Annotated in this window: 14 protein-coding genes and 1 other RNA gene; 4 read left to right on the top strand and 11 right to left on the bottom strand. The window is 40.7% G+C overall.

What is annotated here, in order from left to right; translation table 11 throughout:
* The first annotated feature begins 157 nt into the window (after positions 1-157).
* The gene (locus tag ACYQ0N_RS11930; protein WP_460162782.1) at positions 158-2,467 is read left to right on the top strand and encodes a glycoside hydrolase family 9 protein; all 2,310 of its coding nucleotides are present in this window, start codon (positions 158-160) and stop codon (positions 2,465-2,467) included.
* 46 nt (positions 2,468-2,513) lie between these two features.
* On the opposite strand, the gene ssrS is transcribed toward ACYQ0N_RS11930, so the two are convergent.
* From ssrS to ACYQ0N_RS11895, 7 genes are all read right to left on the bottom strand, one after another.
* Positions 2,514-2,705, bottom strand: a non-coding RNA gene (ssrS, locus tag ACYQ0N_RS11925) — 6S RNA.
* Positions 2,706-2,762: 57 nt separating this feature from the next.
* A complete protein-coding gene (locus ACYQ0N_RS11920) occupies positions 2,763-3,083 on the bottom strand; it encodes a DUF1292 domain-containing protein (protein ID WP_460162781.1) in 321 nt (106 codons plus the stop codon).
* A gap of 935 nt (positions 3,084-4,018) precedes the next feature.
* Positions 4,019-5,098, bottom strand: coding sequence for an RNA polymerase sigma factor RpoD (rpoD, locus tag ACYQ0N_RS11915; protein WP_177531900.1), 1,080 nt, complete (start codon positions 5,096-5,098; stop codon positions 4,019-4,021).
* 47 nt (positions 5,099-5,145) lie between these two features.
* Complete coding sequence (gene dnaG, locus ACYQ0N_RS11910; RefSeq protein ID WP_460162780.1) at positions 5,146-6,891, bottom strand: DNA primase; 1,746 nt, start codon at positions 6,889-6,891, stop codon at positions 5,146-5,148.
* 8 nt (positions 6,892-6,899) lie between these two features.
* On the bottom strand, positions 6,900-7,889 hold the full coding sequence (locus ACYQ0N_RS11905) for a deoxyguanosinetriphosphate triphosphohydrolase (RefSeq protein ID WP_177531755.1): 990 nt from the start codon (positions 7,887-7,889) through the stop codon (positions 6,900-6,902).
* Between the two features lie 136 nt (positions 7,890-8,025).
* The gene (locus ACYQ0N_RS11900; RefSeq protein ID WP_177531754.1) at positions 8,026-8,679 is read right to left on the bottom strand and encodes a potassium channel family protein; all 654 of its coding nucleotides are present in this window, start codon (positions 8,677-8,679) and stop codon (positions 8,026-8,028) included.
* A 66-nt stretch (positions 8,680-8,745) separates the two neighbouring features.
* Complete coding sequence (locus tag ACYQ0N_RS11895) at positions 8,746-10,092, bottom strand: TrkH family potassium uptake protein (protein ID WP_177531753.1); 1,347 nt, start codon at positions 10,090-10,092, stop codon at positions 8,746-8,748.
* A gap of 228 nt (positions 10,093-10,320) precedes the next feature.
* Here ACYQ0N_RS11895 and ACYQ0N_RS11890 point away from each other — a divergent pair, with 228 nt between their 5' ends.
* On the top strand, positions 10,321-11,898 hold the full coding sequence (locus tag ACYQ0N_RS11890) for an NAD(P)/FAD-dependent oxidoreductase (RefSeq protein WP_460162779.1): 1,578 nt from the start codon (positions 10,321-10,323) through the stop codon (positions 11,896-11,898).
* A gap of 88 nt (positions 11,899-11,986) precedes the next feature.
* Here the strand turns inward: ACYQ0N_RS11890 and ACYQ0N_RS11885 are convergent, their stop codons facing one another.
* Genes ACYQ0N_RS11885 through asnB form a run of 4 tightly spaced genes read right to left on the bottom strand, consistent with a single transcriptional unit; the run spans position 11,987 to position 16,186 of the window.
* Positions 11,987-12,505 carry a cob(I)yrinic acid a,c-diamide adenosyltransferase gene (locus tag ACYQ0N_RS11885; RefSeq protein WP_460162778.1) on the bottom strand — a complete coding sequence of 173 codons (519 nt, stop codon included), beginning with the start codon at positions 12,503-12,505 and terminating at the stop codon, positions 11,987-11,989.
* Between the two features lie 2 nt (positions 12,506-12,507).
* Complete coding sequence (gene pyrB, locus ACYQ0N_RS11880; protein WP_177531751.1) at positions 12,508-13,590, bottom strand: aspartate carbamoyltransferase; 1,083 nt, start codon at positions 13,588-13,590, stop codon at positions 12,508-12,510.
* Positions 13,591-13,619: 29 nt separating this feature from the next.
* Complete coding sequence (locus tag ACYQ0N_RS11875) at positions 13,620-14,288, bottom strand: HD domain-containing protein (protein WP_460162777.1); 669 nt, start codon at positions 14,286-14,288, stop codon at positions 13,620-13,622.
* Positions 14,289-14,311: 23 nt separating this feature from the next.
* On the bottom strand, positions 14,312-16,186 hold the full coding sequence (asnB, locus tag ACYQ0N_RS11870) for an asparagine synthase (glutamine-hydrolyzing) (RefSeq protein WP_460162776.1): 1,875 nt from the start codon (positions 16,184-16,186) through the stop codon (positions 14,312-14,314).
* A gap of 335 nt (positions 16,187-16,521) precedes the next feature.
* On the opposite strand from asnB, the gene ACYQ0N_RS11865 reads away from it, so the two are divergent.
* Positions 16,522-17,385 (top strand): GDSL-type esterase/lipase family protein, encoded by an 864-nt coding sequence (locus ACYQ0N_RS11865; RefSeq protein ID WP_177531748.1) that lies wholly within the window; start codon positions 16,522-16,524, stop codon positions 17,383-17,385.
* Positions 17,386-17,421: 36 nt separating this feature from the next.
* Positions 17,422-17,889 (top strand): DUF4358 domain-containing protein, encoded by a 468-nt coding sequence (locus ACYQ0N_RS11860; RefSeq protein WP_460162775.1) that lies wholly within the window; start codon positions 17,422-17,424, stop codon positions 17,887-17,889.
* The last annotated feature ends 16 nt before the right edge of the window (positions 17,890-17,905 follow it).

Raw genomic sequence — 17,905 nt, 5'->3', positions numbered from 1 at the left:
CTTAATACGGCGCAGTTTTTTAGCTGTGCCGTATTTTTTTATATAAATTTATATATATTTAATATTTTCATCAGAAATTATTGAAATTTTTTCTGCAATATGATAAAATAAAAGTGTTTGAAACTGTATTTTAAAATTTTAACAGGAGGAATTTATTGTGAAATTGCTGAAAAGGCTGTCGGCAGCGGCAATGAGTGCGTTTACCACGGCATTGTATCTGACTTCTCCGCTTTCGTCGTTTACTCAGAGCGCTTCGGCCGCCGAGGATTACGGCAACTTTGCCAAGGCGCTTCAATATTCTATTTATTTTTATGACGCGAATATGTGCGGAACTGAGGTGGGAGAAAATACTCGGTTTACATGGAGAGGGGATTGCCATACCTATGATTCGCAGCTTCCGCTGGATACCGAAAATACAAACCTTTCCGCCGGCTTTATTTCGGAAAATAAAAGTATACTTGATCCGGACGGAGACGGTTATGTAGATGTTGCCGGAGGCTTTCATGACGCGGGAGATCATGTCAAATTCGGTATGCCGGAGGCTTATTCCGGATCAACGTTAGGGTGGGGATACTATGAATTCAGGGATTCGTATATAAAAACCGGTCAGGACGACCACATTGAAACAATATTAAAGTATTTCAACGATTACTTTATGAAATGTACTTTCAGGGATTCAAACGGCGATGTAGTAGCGTTCTGCTATCAGGTCGGTGACGGAGATATAGATCATGCATATTGGAACGCTCCTGAGATTGACAGTATGGAGCGTAAGGGTTTTTTCCTTACAGCCGATAAACCCCAGACTGATTATGTTGCCGCTACAGCAGCTTCTCTTGCGGCAAATTACCTTAATTTCAAGGATACCGACGCTGAATATGCCGCTAAGAGCTTGGATTATGCAAAGGCGCTGTTTAAATTTGCCCAGACTAATGAGAAGCAATTGAGCGATAATGCCGACGGTCCTAAAAGTTATTATAATTCATCAAAATGGCAGGATGATTATTGCTGGGCAGGCATGTGGCTTTATAAGGCAACCGGCGATACAAATTATCTTGACGAGGCTCTCGGCGTGTTAGGCAACGATTATTATGCTCCCCCAACTTATGTTCATTGCTGGAACGATGTCTGGACAGGGGCTATGTGTTTAATATCCGAGTGTAACGACCAGGATAATTCTATCCTTGACAGATACAGGACGATAAGCGGTAAAAATGAGTATGAAATTAAGGATTTTTGGAGTCAGATAGAAAAGCAGATTCAGAATTGTATGAGCGGTGGACTGGGAACAATTTCTCCTCAGGGTTATTTCTATTTGAGTACCTGGGGCTCTGCAAGATATAATACGGCGGCTCAGCTGGCGGCTCTTGTATTTGATAAGTATAATAATAACGGAAAAGCTTCGAAATACAGTGAATGGGCAAAGGAACAGATGGAATATCTTCTGGGAAATAATACTGCCGGAACCGCATATGTGGTAGGATATAATGACAATGCGGTAAAGTATCCTCATCACAGAGCGTCGTCGGGCTTGACGATGGCTGAGGATACGCGAGAACAGAAGCATGTTTTATACGGCGCTCTTGTAGGCGGTCCTGATGCGTCGGATAAGCATAACGACACTACTGCGGATTGGATTTACAACGAGGTTACTATAGATTATAATGCGGCGTTTGTCGGAGCCTGCGCCGGACTATATGAGTTTTTCGGAGACGCTTCGATGCAGACAACGCCGGATTTTCCTCCTCCGGATAAAAGCAGCGGGGGAGAAAGCGGAGGAAACAATTATTGGGTTGAAGGAATTGTTTCTAACCAGAAGCAAAACGGAGGAATAGGCTGTACTGATCTGACTCTTTATGTGTGCACTGATTCTGTTGAAGCTTTAAAGGACGTATCGGTAAGATACTATTTTGATACAAAGGGAATGGATAGCGTATCGGCTATACAGATGCGTGAAACTTATGATCAGGCAGAGACGGAAACGGATTTTGACGGAGTTCTTACAGGTCCGACGCTTTATAAGGACAGCGTTTATTATATTGAAGTGACATGGGATGGATATGTTATAGCAAATTCCAACAAGAAATATCAGCTTCAAATAGGATCTTGGAGTACGCCTTGGGATACTTCGGATGACTGGAGCATGCAGGGTATGCTTGAGGTTGACAGTGGAAGCTATAACGGTTACAGCGGAGAAATGCAGAAAGCGCCTAATATATGCGTTTATTCTAACGGAGTATTGATTGGCGGCACGGAACCTGACGGTACTACTCCTGATAAAGGGGGCTTAGCCGGAGATCTTAATAAAGACGGCAATGTAAATGTTGCAGACTTGGTTTTGTTACAGAAATTTTTATTGAATATTCCTGTTGAAATTGCCGACAGTACTGCTGCCGATGTTGACGGAAACGGAAGCGTCGACGTGTTTGACGCGTTAAATCTAAGAAGAATAATTTTGAATATATAAATTGAAATCCCGTGTTCATCTGAACACGGGATTATTTTTTAAGAAAGTATAAACCGCCTTGCCGTCATATGGCGCATAAAACCAAGCTGTTAAGCAAGGTGGGTATCCTCCTGAAAGCCTCACGCTCCCTTCGTCCGTCATAAAGACGGGAGGTCTGCAATCATCAGTCAGAGTCAGATTCCCTTTTATAAAGTGTTGGATTATAAAAACCATATTGACACGTACAAGGCAGAATACATATTTGTTTTTCTGTTATTATTATAACATATTTTTAATAAAAAATCAATAGTAAAATTTAGCTGCAACAGTCGCAGTCGTCTCCGCAGTCGTATTCGTCGTCAGCATAAAGTCTTTGTATAAAGATCTCGGCCAGACGGTCTAATTCCGATTCGTCTTCTATTGAAACGAGCATTCCGTCCGGATCGTTGTCATCTTGCTTAAGTATTACAAAATAATCGTCTTCTTCAAGGTTGTCAGGATCAGACTGTTGGGGAATAAGAGCGTAGTAAGTTGTGTCCTCTTCTTTTACAACGTCAATAAGCTCAAAGGTTTCTTCATTGCCGTCCTCGTCTTCTAAGGTAAAAAGATCCGGCTGGTATTCGTTCATATCTGACATTATTTTTTCTCCAATTCAATAATATTTTTGCCCTAACAAAAATAATTATACTACAATATAGAAATAAAGTCAATAGGCATTGTGTTTAAACATTTTTTATAAAATTGTGTATTTTTTTATTCTGAAACTGTTGACATTGACTAAAGAATGTGGTATTATATATACAACGAAAGAACAACAGTCAATAATAAATCATAAAGGCATAGATGTCAGATTTAAAAAGTGTTGATGTATTAAGTTTTATCAATGTATTGTTGACGTTTCTTTCACGATGATATTTTCGCAAGGCTGATTTAAGAATTTCGGGAAATTCTTTTGCGGGAATAAATTTATATCAAGATGGAGGGAGTTGCCGGTGGAATCTATTGAAGAACAGTTTTACGAAGCTGTTGTTGGTGACTCAATGTTCAAAAAAGTTTTAAATGAAATAATTGGGAATTCATGAAAATAAGAATCATTATTCCGTTTAGAGTAACATGAGATTTTCTTTGAAATTTATTTGAGACGTTTGGGTTGTAAAATGGAGGATGCGGTTATTGTTTCAACAACAGCTTCAATTTCATATTTTTGAGGTTGGGTTAATCTCAATTTTATGACGTAATGTCTTTACATAAAAAGCAAAGATAAATAGTTTGAAAAGGTGGTACCGATGTACTAATTGATATTTAATTACAATAAAAAATTCGGTAAAGGGTTGATGTGGAATGAAAGCATTATTTTGGAATCTTAGGATCACATAATCATAAAGGAGTGAGACCGCCAGAAAATTCAGCCTGATTATTGAAAATCAATTTAAGGGTGGTACCGATGTACTGAGATAAAATTGTTGTAAATCATTTTAACCTCCAATAAAAGTGAATTTATTATTAAAATTTAATATAGAAAAAGAGGACTCTTATTGAAGTCCTCTTTTTTTCATATGTATATGTCAAAGATTAATCAAGAAAATCTTTGACTTTCTTACTTCTGCTTGGATGTCTTAGCTTTCTTAATGCTTTTGCTTCTATCTGCCTTATACGTTCGCGTGTAACGTCGAATTCTTTTCCGACTTCCTCAAGTGTTCTGGAACGTCCGTCCTCAAGACCGAATCTGAGCTTTAATACTTTTGCTTCCCGGTCAGTCAGAGTTGCCAGAACATCGTTTAGCTGTTCCTTAAGAAGAATCAGCGACGCTGCTTCAGCCGGAGCAGGCGCGTCGTCGTCAGGAATAAAATCTCCCAAGTGGCTGTCCTCTTCCTCGCCGATAGGAGTTTCAAGGGAAACAGGATCCTGTGCAATACGCATGATTTCCCTTACTCTTTCAACCGGCATTTCAAGCTTTAAAGCAATTTCCTCAGCGGTCGGATCATGTCCGTTTTCATGGAGAAGTTGACTGGAAACTTTTTTTACCTTAGTAATAGTTTCTACCATATGAACCGGTATTCTTATTGTTCTTGCCTGATCGGCGATAGCTCTTGTTATAGCCTGTCTGATCCACCATGTGGCATACGTTGAAAACTTAAAGCCTTTTGTGTAGTCAAATTTTTCAACCGCCTTAATAAGTCCGAGATTTCCCTCCTGAATAAGATCCAGAAATTGCATTCCGCGTCCAACATATTTTTTCGCTATACTTACAACAAGACGCAGATTTGCTTCAGAAAGACGTTTTTTTGCATACGAATCTCCCTGCGACATTCTTTGAGCAAGTTCGATTTCTTCCTCTGCGCTTAAAAGAGGAACGCGTCCGATTTCCTTAAGGTAAATTTTTACCGGATCGTCTATAGCAATGCCTTCAGTAGACAGAGCCATTTCAAGATCGTCTCCGATACCTGAATCAAGACCGATTTTTAAATCAGTGTCTGTGGAAAAATCGTCTACTATTTCAATATTGTTGCTGGCACAGTTATCATAAAAGGTATCCATTTGGTCGACGTCGAAATCAAGCTCTTCCAACGCGTCGGTTATTTCCTTGGTTGAAAGCTTTCCATTAGCTTTTCCTTTTTCAATAAGGTTTTCGATAGTTGTTTTTTTGTCCATTAACATAAAAACGCTCCATTCCAAGCCGATAACGGCGGCTTTATTTTTTATCTTTTGGATTTTACGATATTTAACAGGTCGTCGTCTGAAATCTGGTTTTTGTTTTTATTTAAAGGATTATTTTTATAATCCTGCAAAATTTTAATATAATCATTGAGATTTTGATTAGTTAGTACAATTTCTTTGTTTTTGGCCTCTATTCCGGTTATTTTACCCATTTCTTCGTCGTTAAATACATCGGAAAACATAGAAAGCGAAAAAAACTGATAATCCGGTATTTTATTGCAGTATGTAACATAAACACGGCGATAAAAATCAGTTATAAAGAAATCCGGAGACAGCTTTTCCTTAACATTTTCAACTGCGTCAGGATTCCGAAAAAGATATGCCAGAATGCCTTCTTCGGCTTTAACCTGTTTAAGCGCAGAGGATTTTTCCGGTACAAGGGGATCTGAATAAAACGGTTTTGATCGGATAGCCTGCCATTCGCTTTTTTTTGCGATATTACGATTTTTTCTTATTTCACTTTTAACCTGTTCTCTCAGAACGCTTATATTTATTTCGTTTTCCTTCGCTATTTTAGAAATATAAACGTCTCGTTCAAGCTCGTTTGATATTTGCGACAAAATCTTAACGGTTTTTTTTAGAAACTCCACTTTACCTGTATCAGTTTCAAGATCAAGTCCTGTTTTGCACTTTTCAAGCTCAAAATTTATTGCGCCGTCCGAATTATCTATAAGCATTTTAAACCGCTTGGCTCCGAATTTCTTTATATATTCATCAGGATCCTTAGCGCCGTCCATCTTTATTATCTTTGCTGTTAATCCAGCCGCGCTCAAAAGATTAATGGCGCGTTGAGTAGCGCTCTGTCCGGCTCTGTCGCTGTCATATGATATGATTACTTCATCTGCATAGGATTTCATGATCCTTGCCTGATCAGGCGTGAGAGCAGTACCAAGCGTAGCTACTACGTTTTCAAAGCCTGCCTGATTGATAGCGATTACGTCCATATAACCTTCTGCCAGTATTAACCTTTTAACAGCCGCATTTTTAGCGAAATTGAGTGAGAAAAGATTTCTGCTTTTTTTGAATACCGGAGTATCTCCTGTATTAAGATATTTCGGGACGCTGTCATCAAGAACCCTTCCTCCGAAAGCGATTATATTTCCTCTTAAATCTATTATGGGGAATATAACTCTGTCGCGGAAGGTATCATAAACATTTTTTTCATTTCTGCTTACGCTTCTGACGCCTGCCGCTATCATTTCCTTCTCGCTGAAGCCCATACCGGCAAGATGTTTTTTCAGACCGTCCCAGCTTGGAGGAGCAAAGCCCAGACCGTATTTTTTTATAGTTTCCGGTTTCAAGCCTCTTGATGCGAAATATTTCAAGCCTCTTTTATCGTTTCCTGCAACAAGCTGCCGGAAATAATAATTGGCAGTTTCGCGGTTTATTTCATAAATACGTTTTTTCAGCTCTCCGACAGTATTATCGGAAGAGTTTTCGGGCATGTCCAATCCGCCGCGCTGTGCAAGCAGACGCACGGCTTCTATATAATCAAGGTTTTCAATTCTTTTTATAAAGGTTATGACATCTCCGCCGGCGCCGCAGCCGAAACAATAGAAGCTCTGCGTGTCGGAATAAACGTGAAAGGACGGCGTTTTTTCTGAATGAAACGGACATAAGGCAACATGATCCCGTCCGCTTCTTCTCAGTCCGGTATAGCCTCCTATAACCGATTCAATAGGATTAGCAAGCTTAAGCTGGTATAAGAATTCTTCTGGAAGAGGCATAATCTCACCTACTTCCAAAAACGCGGAACAAACAGTTCATTAAAAAGATCGACTGCATAGCCGTCGCTCATTCCGGAAATATAATCGCATACAGCTCTGTCCGCATCAAATCTGTCCGCTATTTTTCTGTATTCCTCCGGGAGCTTTTCCGGACGTTTTTTAAAATAATCGTAAAGCTGTTCCACCAGTATTTTTGCCTTAATCTCTTCTGATTTAGCAGAAGGGTTGGTATAAACTCGTTCAAACATAAATGAACGCAGCTCGTCGTGCGCTATCTTTATATCTCCTGTCATCTTGATTTCCTCGGCGCCGTTTTCAATAACAGCGCTGACCAATGAAGTTATTCGTTCGGATTTAGTTTTTCCAAGAATTCTTACGGGAAATTCCGGCAGGTCTGAATTTTTCAGTATTCCGGCGCGTAAAGCGTCTTCTATGTCATGATTTATATAGGCTATTTTATCCGACAGTCTTACCGCATTTCCCTCGGCGGTTTTTGCAACCGCGTTAGTATGGCATGCGATCCCGTTTTTTACCTCATATGTCAAATTAAGACCATTTCCGTTATTTTCTATATAATCTACTACTCTTATACTTTGGAGATAGTGTTTATAGCCGTAAGGACATATCTCATTGAGAATCGTTTCACCGCAGTGTCCGAAAGGAGAATGTCCGAGATCATGACCTAAAGCGATCGCCTCTGTTAAGTCCTCGTTGAGGCGCAACGCTCTTGCAATCGTTCTGGCGATCTGTGATACCTCAAGGGTGTGCGTTAATCGTGTACGGTAATGATCGCCGACGGGGGAGAGGAATACCTGCGTCTTTCTCTTCAGACGTCTGAAGGAGTTGCAGTGAAGAATCCGGTCTCTATCACGCTGGAATTCAGTTCTGAACGGGCATTTTTCTTCATGTCTGACGCGTCTTCCGTTTCCGAATGATTTACAGGCATATGGACTGAGGGTATTCAGTTCTATGGTTTCAGTTTGTTCTCTTACAGTCATAGCTGATCATTCCCTTCCCTCTGCATACATTTATACATTATTAATTATATCATGAAAATCCGCCTAATTCAAGAGTTTTCGGCAAAAAATATCAAAAAAAAGACGGCTTATCAAAAGCCGCTCGTAATTTAATGTATCAGTCCATTTTTTTCAGAAGCCTTTCAACGTCGGCATTATGCCCTAAAACAATAACATGATCGTCTGTTCTGAATATATATTCAGCGCCCGGCAGGGCCTGAATGGAATTGTTGTTTTTTATCGCCAGAATGTTGATATGATACTTCTTTCTTGCGTCAAGCTTGACTATGCTTTTTCCTATCCAGCTTTCAAGTATCGGTATTTCGTAAATTGCAGTATCCTTTGTCAATTCAATAAAATCAAAAATATTGTCTACGCTGTATCTGGTTGCAAGCTTCTGTGCGCTGTCCCTTTCAGGGTAAGTAACCTCGTCAGCGCCGTTTCGGAGCAGAAATTTAGCGTGAATTTCCGTATTTGCCTTGCTTATAACCTTAGCGGCTCCCATATCATGCAGCAGGCTTGTTATTTCAAGACTGCTCTGGAAGTTTTCTCCGATGCAGACGAAACAGAGATCAAAATTCTTTATTCCAAGCGTCCTTAGAGTATCGAGCTTTGTACAGTCTCCGATTTTGGCGCTTGTTACAAAAGGCATAGCCTCCTGTACCTTTTCCTCGCTTATATCGACTGCCATAACTTCGTCTCCTAAGTCGTAAAATCTATGAATAAGATGCGTTCCGAATCGTCCGAGACCGATTATCAGAATAGATTTCATTTTCATTTCTCCATTCTGCCGCTTTTATGGCGGCGGCTTGCCAAATTAAGTTTGCTGTAATTTATTTTATCCTATGTTGATTTTTTCAACCGGATTCTGAACAATATTCGGCGCTTTCTGTTCAGTAAAAAGAAGCGCGAAGGATAAGCTTCCGACTCGTCCGCAGTACATAAGAAAAACGATTATGTATCGTGAAAAGGTGTTCAAGTCTCTTGTAACGCCGGTGGACATGCCTACCGTGTCAATAGCCGAGAAAACCTCGATGGTTACGTCGGTAAGGTCGAGCTCCGGCTGTGAGGCGCATATAAGCAGCTCGCATATAATTATAAGGGAAATATTTATTGTGACTACGGAAGCGGCTCTTTTGAGAGCGTCCGACTCAAGACGTCTTTTCATAACGTTTATGCCGTTATTGTTTCTCAGGCTTGCCCATACCGACAGTATAAGTATCATGGCGGTGGTTGTTTTAATACCGCCTGCGGTTGAACCGGAGTTTCCTCCTATAAACATGAATATTATTGTCAGCATTTTACTTGCCGGATTCATTGACGCAACGTCCACTGTATTGAAGCCTGCTGTTCTTGGAGTTACAGCCATAAACATGGACGATGATATTTTATGATGTATCGGAAGATCTTTCAGCTCGTTGCCGTTTTCTAAGATGTAAAAGGCTGCTGTTCCGAAGATTACAAGTATTCCGGTTGCAATCAGCACAAGCTTTGTATGAAGCTGATATTTTGTTATATGATGTTTGTTTACCGATATATCGTCCCATACAAAAAAACCTATACCGCCGATAAGTATTAAAGCGACAACGGTAATATTAACAACGATGTCTTCTCTGAACATGGTTAAGGACGAATATTCTTCATACCGTCCCATGAGATCGAAGCCCGCGTTGCAGAAAGCGGATATCGATGTAAATATGCTGTTGTAGATTCCTATACCGATTCCCATTTTCGGTATAAATCTTGTCGCAAGCAGAACGGCTCCTATAAATTCTATAATAAAAGTTCCTGTAAGGATTTTTTTTATAAGCCTGACGATTCCGCCGATATACATTGTATTAACGCTTTCCTGAAGCAGGCTTCTTTCCTTGAGCCCAATTTTTCGGTGAAAAAGCATGGAGAACATTGTCAGAATTGTAAGAAAGCCAAGACCTCCTATTTGTATCAGACATATTATTACGATTTGACCGAAAAGCGTCCAGTGCGTATAAGTATCCGCAACTACCAATCCTGTAACACAAGAAGCGGATGTTGCAGTAAAAAGCGCGTCGGTTAGGCCTGTCGATCCTTCCTGACGGCTTGAAATGGGAAGAAGCAGTAAAATTGTACCTGCCGCTATAAGAATAAAGAAACCGAAAGCAACAATTTTAGGGTACGTAATACCCTTTTTAATGTTAAGTTTCATAATCAACTCCCTTTGATAAATGCCCAAGCATTTTAAACAGTTAATATTATACATCATTTTATGCAGACTGTCAATTAAGAAATGGTTAAGGAAATTATTGATATATTATAACATCTTACAATTTATATAATGCCGTTTAATCCGCTGATAATTCAAAATCGGTTGTTTACATCAGGGATATATGCTATAATGTATTTAAACATATATAAAATAACGGAGGAATCAGAAATGCCGCTGATAATAAATAATATAAGGGGAGAGCTGGGAGAGTTAACCGGTTCGGTTATAAAAAGAGCATTGAAAAGAGCAGGAATATCAGAATATCTGACGGTTAAAACCGGAATATACAAAACCTCTCTTGACGCAAGAAAGCGCGGCGATATACATTTTGTTCATTCGGTGTATGCAGAGCTTTATGACAGCGGCATGGAACTATGCGTTAATGAAAAGGATGTAAAAAGAATAGAAAAAAGCGTTTTTAATCCTGTAATATCAGGTAAAAAAAAGAACGGTCGTATAGTTATAGCGGGCTTTGGTCCTGCCGGTATGTTCTGCGGTCTTGTTCTGGCAGAAAACGGTTACAGACCTCTTATCCTTGAAAGAGGGGAGGACGCCGACAGACGTATAGACAGCGTAAAGCGCTATTGGTCAGGCGGAGAGCTGAACGCCGAATCAAATGTTCAATTTGGCGAGGGAGGGGCGGGAACCTTTTCTGACGGTAAGCTGACAACAAGGATAAACGATCCGCTTTGCAGATATGTTTTGGAAAGGCTAAACGCGTTCGGCGCTCCTGACGATATATTAATAAAAGCAAAGCCGCATATTGGTACCGATAATCTCCGTAAGATAGTAAAGGAAATCCGAAACCGCATAACAGAATGCGGGGGCGAGGTTAGATTCAATTCGAGACTTGACGATATAGTTATAGAAAACGGAGAAATCAAAAAAGCGCTGTGGAACGGAAATGAAACCGAAACCTCTGTTGTTGTGACGGCAATCGGTCACTCTGCAAGGGATACTTTTGAAATGCTTCAGAAAAATCATATTTTTATGGAGCCTAAGCCGTTTTCGGTAGGAGTGCGGATAGAGCACAGACAGCAGGATGTAAATGAGAGCCTTTACGGCGAATATGCGGATTGTCCGTTACTTCCTGTAGGAGAATATCAGCTTTCTCACAGACTAACCGGAGGGAGATGCGTCTATACGTTCTGTATGTGTCCCGGGGGAACTGTTGTTCCGGCGGCAAGCGAGCAAAATACAACCGTAACCAACGGAATGAGCGAGTTTGCCCGTAATGGAGAAAATGCCAACGCGGCAATTGCGGTTTCTGTTTCACCGGAGGACTTCGGCGGAGGAATAATGGACGGCGTTAAATTTGCCCGTAATATTGAGCGCAGAGCGTATGATATTACATTGGGAAAGGGCGCTCCTGCTACGACAACAGGCGGTTTTTTAAACGGAAATCCCGATCTGAAAACAAATATAAAGGGAACTTATGAAAGGGGAATAGAAAAGAGTGATTTCCGAGAGATATTTCCTTCGTTTATCACAGATTCGCTTGCAGCAGGAATTAATGCGTTTTCTAAAAGGCTGCGGTGTTTCGGATATAAGTCCGCGCTTCTGACGGGTCCTGAAACAAGAACGTCGTCTCCGATAAGAATAAGCCGTACTGAAAACAGAAACAGCGTATCTCTGAAAAATCTCTATCCCTGCGGAGAAGGAGCCGGCTATGCGGGGGGGATAATGTCGGCGGCGGTTGACGGTATTAAAACGGCAATCGAGATAATGAAGGTTATTTCTCCGTAATGATTTTGCAAAATAAAAGCAGACGCCTTTATTTAATAAGCGTCTGCTTTTATTTTTTGGGAAAGCTATATTCTTATAATATTTCCGTCTAATACTCTATGCCCTTCCTTGCCGTTATTCCTTTTTCATAAGGGTGTTTTATTGCATTTATTTCACTGACATAATCAGAGCTGTCTATAAAAATCTGTTCGGGGCTATGACCGGTCATAATAATTTCCGCTTCAGAATTTCCGGAAATAAAAGAATCAACGGCATTGATGTCAATAAGGCCAAGGTTATACGCGTCTGTTATTTCATCAAGTATCAGAACCTGTATTTTTTTACTTTTTATCAGTTCAACGGCGTTTTTCAACAATTTATTATGAATTTCAGTAATCTCTGATCTGGTCTTTTCCGTCATGGAAAATGAGAAGCCGTAATTTTTATCCGGCCGGCTGACCGTTATATTTTCAAGTCTTTCAAGGGCGTGGAGCTCTCCGGTTTCAGATCCCTTTAAAAACTGAACAATATGTACGTTCATTCCGCTTCCGGCTGCTCTAAGAGCCAAACCGAGCGCGGCAGTCGTTTTTCCTTTGCCGTTTCCGTAATAAAGCTGTTTCATATACATAATCAATGCTCAAGAAGTATTCTTTCGTCGCAGTATTCACATTCAAGCGTATCTCCTGCGCCGTAAAAGGATTTAGGCAGATACTGCTCGGAATTTGTTATACATACCGGATTCTGACAGCCTATACCGTTTCTTACGGCGCCCTTAAGTAAATTTGTCGGACTTCCGCTTTCAAGCAGCGTCATGATCAGAGCCATCCTCACATACATGCCGTACTTTGCCTGTTTGAAATAAACCGCTCTTTCGTCCTCGTCTACGTCTACTGAAATTTCGTCTACTCTTGGCATAGGGTGCATAACTATCATATCCCGACGGCTTTTTTTCAGCTTTTTTTTATCGAGTACATATGTATCCTTTTCAGCAAGATATTCCGCCTCGCTTGCAAAGCGTTCCCGCTGGATTCTCGTCATATAAAGCATATCGAGATCGTTTATCACCTCGTCCAGCGAGGAAACCTCGGTATATCTGCTTCCGCTGGCAGTTATAATATCCTTTACATATGAAGGGAGCCTGAGATTCGGAGTCGAAACGAGAACAAAGGTATTGCCCGAATAGGCGGACAGAGCCTTACAGAGTGAATGAACGGTTCTTCCGTTGACAAGGTCTCCGCACAGTCCGACGTTAAGATTATCAAGACGTCCTTTTTCCTCGTGAAGAGTCAGAAGGTCGGTCAGAGTCTGCGTCGGATGAAGATGTCCTCCGTCGCCGGCGTTTACAACCGAGCAATCGGCCGTTAGCGCCGCCGCCTTTGCCGCTCCAGGCTGAGGATGACGTATTATAAGAATATCTGAATAGCTGCTGACTATTTTTGTGGTATCCTTCAAACTTTCACCCTTTGAAACCGACGATGTGGACGGGTTATCGAAACCGATTATATTTCCGCCTAGACGTATCATTGCGGACTGAAATGACATTTGCGTTCTTGTTGACGGTTCGTAAAAAAGAGTAGCCATTATTTTGCCTACGCAGGCGTGGGAATATCTCTGAGGGTGAAGCTTTATATCGTGGCCGAGCCGGATTATTTTATTCCACCAGGAAATGGGGTAGTCGTTTAAATCAATCAGATGGGGATACTGCGAAATCATTTTGACCTCCTGTATTTTTTATATCCGCGCTATAAGAGCGAAGAACCGTTTACAATCATCTTAAATTGAACTCCCAGATAGGAGCAGGCGCGTTTGCATAAAAGCATTCTGTTTAGGAATATTTCAAAATATTCTATAACCGGCGCAATTTCAGTGTCTATTTTCAGATCCAGCACAATAGCGGTTTTGCTTTCGTTAAAATAAAGAGCTGATTTTTCAACGGCGTAATTTACTCTGTCGTGTATATCAAAAGTGAGGAAATCGGTATTTCTGACCCTGCTTCTTCTTACGTCTGTTTTATCGGCGATTATAAGCGCGGCGGAAATAGCGTCTATAGGCTGGGCGGTTGATTCGTCGTGATTTCCTATTGCTGATATTATAGAGCATATTTCATCAGCCGGCATACTTAGGTTATCAAGAAGTCTAAATGCCATTACCGCGCCGCTTTGAGCATGGTCTATCCGGTTTATGACGTTGCCGATATCGTGCATGATACCCGCAATCTTAGCGAGCTCTATTTGTCTTTCGTCATAACCCAGTTCGGTAAGAATAAGGCTGGCGTTCTGCGCTACGATTTCAACGTGTGCGAAAGAGTGCTCGGTATATCCTTGAGCCTCAAGAGCGCGGTCTGCCCGGCGGATATATTCCATAATATCCGGGTTTTGCTTTATATATTTATATGTTACGTTGCTCGACATTTAATTAATAAGCGTCCTTTCGTTTATTTGACAAATTGGCTTCCCTCGAAATAAACGCCGTACCATACAAGGAAAATAAAAATAGTCCATATCTTACGGCTGTTGTCACATTTTCCGTTCTTATGATCGTCGAGAAGCTTCATAAGAATATCGCAGTTGAAAAATTTACGTGCCGCTGTGCCTGTAAATTTATCCTTGACAATATTGTAGTATTTATCCTCCCTGAGCCAGACGCGGATCGGCACAGGAAAGCCCAGCTTTTTCTTAGCGGCGGTCTTTGCTGTCTGAGGAGGGGTATCCTTTTTGGCCGCAAGGCGCATAGCGTATTTGGTAATATATTTAGTATGCTCGTCAGTAGTTTCCTTATGTGTTACACGGTATTTTCTCGGTATTTTTTCGGCTACCGCCATTACTTCCTTATCAAGAAACGGAACGCGAAGCTCAAGAGAATTTGCCATACTCATTTTGTCCGCTTTAAGCAGAATATCTCCGGTCATCCAAAGATGCAGATCGAGATACTGCATTTTAGTTACCTCGTCTTTATCCTTGACCTTGTCGTAAAACGGCTTGGTGATAACTGTAGGATCGGGCGCGTCCGTCTTTATTTTCAGTAATTGTTTTCTTTCTTCAGGCGTAAACATATATGCGTTGCCGATAAAGCGTTCTTCAAGCTCTTTGCCTTTTCTGATAAAGAAATTAACTCCTCTGTGGGCAGGCAGCTTTCCGGCAATATTTCCAATTCCCCGTTTTAAGCCCTTAGGGAGCTTGTCGTAGAAGGTGCCGTCGGGCTCGCTGTATACGTTGTAACCGCCGAAAATTTCGTCCGCTCCCTCGCCTGAAAGAACTACCTTGAGCTTTTGAGACGCGATATTGCATACGAAATAAAGCGCGACGGCAGCCGGATCTGCAAGCGGTTCGTCCATATGATACTGGATTTTTTCAAGACTGCTCCAGTATTCCTCCGGAGAGATGACCTTGCTTGTATTTTCTTTGCCGATCGCCTTTGAGAATTCCTTTGCCCAGCCTATTTCGTTATACTTTTCATCCTTGCCGAAGCCTACGGTAAAGGTCTTGTCAACGTCTGCAACTGCGGCAACGTAGCTTGAATCGACGCCGCTGGAAAGAAAGCTTCCCACTTCAACATCGGCGATCTTATGAGCCTCAACCGAATCGTGGAAGGTATCTGAAATCTTATTTACCCAGCTTTCAAGATCAGGCTTTTCATCAGCCTCGAATTTGATTTCCCAGTATCGTTCAATATTTAGTTCTCCGTTTTTATAGGTAAAGCAATGAGCGGCAGGCAGCTTGTAGACATTTTTAAAAAAGCATTCAGTCTGCGGAGAATATTGGAATGTAAGGTAATTTTCAAGGGCGGCGGTATTAAGCTCTTTTTTAAAGTGAGGATGAGGGAGAAAACTTTTAATTTCCGAGCCGAATAAAAAGCTTTTTCCTGAGAGAGAATAGTAAAGCGGTTTTATGCCGAAAAAATCACGGGCGCCGAAAAGCTCTTTTGTGTTTTTATCCCAGATTACAAATGCAAACATTCCTCTTAGCATATTAAGCAGATTTTTTCCGTATTCTTCATATCCGTGCAGGAGGACCTCAGAGTCGGTTTTGGTTTTGAAAATATGACCTGCTTCAACAAGCTTTTCGCGTATACTCCGGAAATTATAAATTTCTCCGTTGAAAAGCAATATCTTTGAACTGTCTTCATTTAAAATAGGCTGATCTCCCTGTTCTAAGTCTATAATACTGAGCCGCCTGAAACCCAGAGCAATATCGCCGTCAATATAGCTGCCTCCGGAATCAGGGCCCCTGTGAATAATCCTGTTCATCATATTTTCCAGCGCTTTGTTGGAATCATCTATACAGTTGGTAAAGCCTACGAATCCACACATACTTGATTTCCTCCGTTCAATTGAATGTTAATTCTCTATATGCTTTCTATATTATACTATATGTTGGCGGAGTTTGCAATAATTATAGAATTAAATTGACAAAAACTATTGCAAAAATTTTGTAAGTGAGTTATAATTATTTTATGGATTTTTATAGAGAAAAAAGAAAAATCCGGTCGATAAAAAATGAATTTCCTCTTTTGTTGAGACGTTTATGGCAAAGTCTGAACGTATAGGTTAAAATAATATTTTTTACAATTTTGACTGAATAATTGACATGATTTGATTTAAAAGTATTTTAATAATTATTGTTTAACGGGAGGCATAAATAAATTATGTCAGGAAGAGGTTCCAGAACCAACAGCTATGTTAAAAGCAAGGATAGGCCTGTTATAAGATTCAGGCTTAAGGCGGCGGTATTTATTGCGGCCGTTGTTTTTGCCGTTTGCTTTGTCATATATATGGCTGAAGCAAATTTGAATTCAAAGGAAATGAATTTTCTGGGCTTTTCAGCAGAAAGCCAGTCGGATTCACAAGCAGAAAATACAGAACCTCTTGAAACGGAAATCAATAATGAAAATGAATCCCGGATAATCAATCCTGTACCGGCGTCGGAGCCGTTGACGGAAACATACTTCGGAAAATGCGCTTTCGTAGGGGATTCCATTTCAGTAGGACTTGCCGATTTTCAGCTTGTGCCTGTTAAAAATGTGTTTGCAGAAATCGGAATGAATATTGAAAAAATTAATACGGAAACAATGAAAACTGCTTACGGAGATGTAACGGTTTTGGAGGCTCTTAAGGAAGCAAAGCCCGAAAACGTTTATATTATGCTTGGCAGCAACGGTATAGCCTGGCTGTCGGTTTCAGATATGATTAGCTATTATTCTCAGTTTGTAGATGAGATAATTAAGGAGCTGCCTGATACAAAAATATATATACTGTCAGTTCCTCCGGTAACTGCTGAAAGGGAAACGGCGGATAATGAACCTATTTTAAATTCGGAAATAGATAAATATAATTCTGAATTATTAAAGATGGCTGATAAAAAGAAAATATATTATGTGGACATAAATACCGCCTTAAAGGGAAACGACGGAAAGTTTCCTTCGGATATGGCTGAAAAGGACGGTATGCATTTTGTAAAAACCACCTATTCCGTTATGCTTGATTATATTTTGTCGCATACGGTAAAATAGGGGTTAGAATAAAAGATACAGAAGGGACAGTAAACTATGAGAATAAGGGCAATTATTCCGGCGGCGATTATGATGTCGTCAATTTTTACTCTTTCAGCATGCGGAAAGGATAAGGCGGAGGCGTCTAAGCCTCTGAATGAAATCACGGCAGACGTTATGGAATGCGGAGTCGAATTTCCGGAAATGGTAGAAGTTGCTGAGGAGAATTTTCAAATAAAATACGGTCTGACAGAAGATGAATATGAGGAGTTTTCGCTTTGGTGGGCAGGCTCCGGAGCCGACGCGGACGAGGTGTGCATAATAAAGGCTAAGGATAAGGAAAAGGTAAAACTGGCTGTCGAAGAAAGGCTCGACGGACAAAAGGACGTTTTTAAGGATTATGTTCCGGAGGAGTATGATAAGCTTTGCGATACCCAGGTGAAAACAAAAGGGGATTATGTATATTGGCTTTGCACAAATGATAATGAAAAGGCTGAAGAAGTATTGAAGTCAGATTTTAAGTAATTACATATACGGGTGT

The organism is Ruminococcus sporogenes (assembly GCF_054655175.1).
This window is presented reverse-complemented; position numbering and strand designations above follow the sequence as displayed.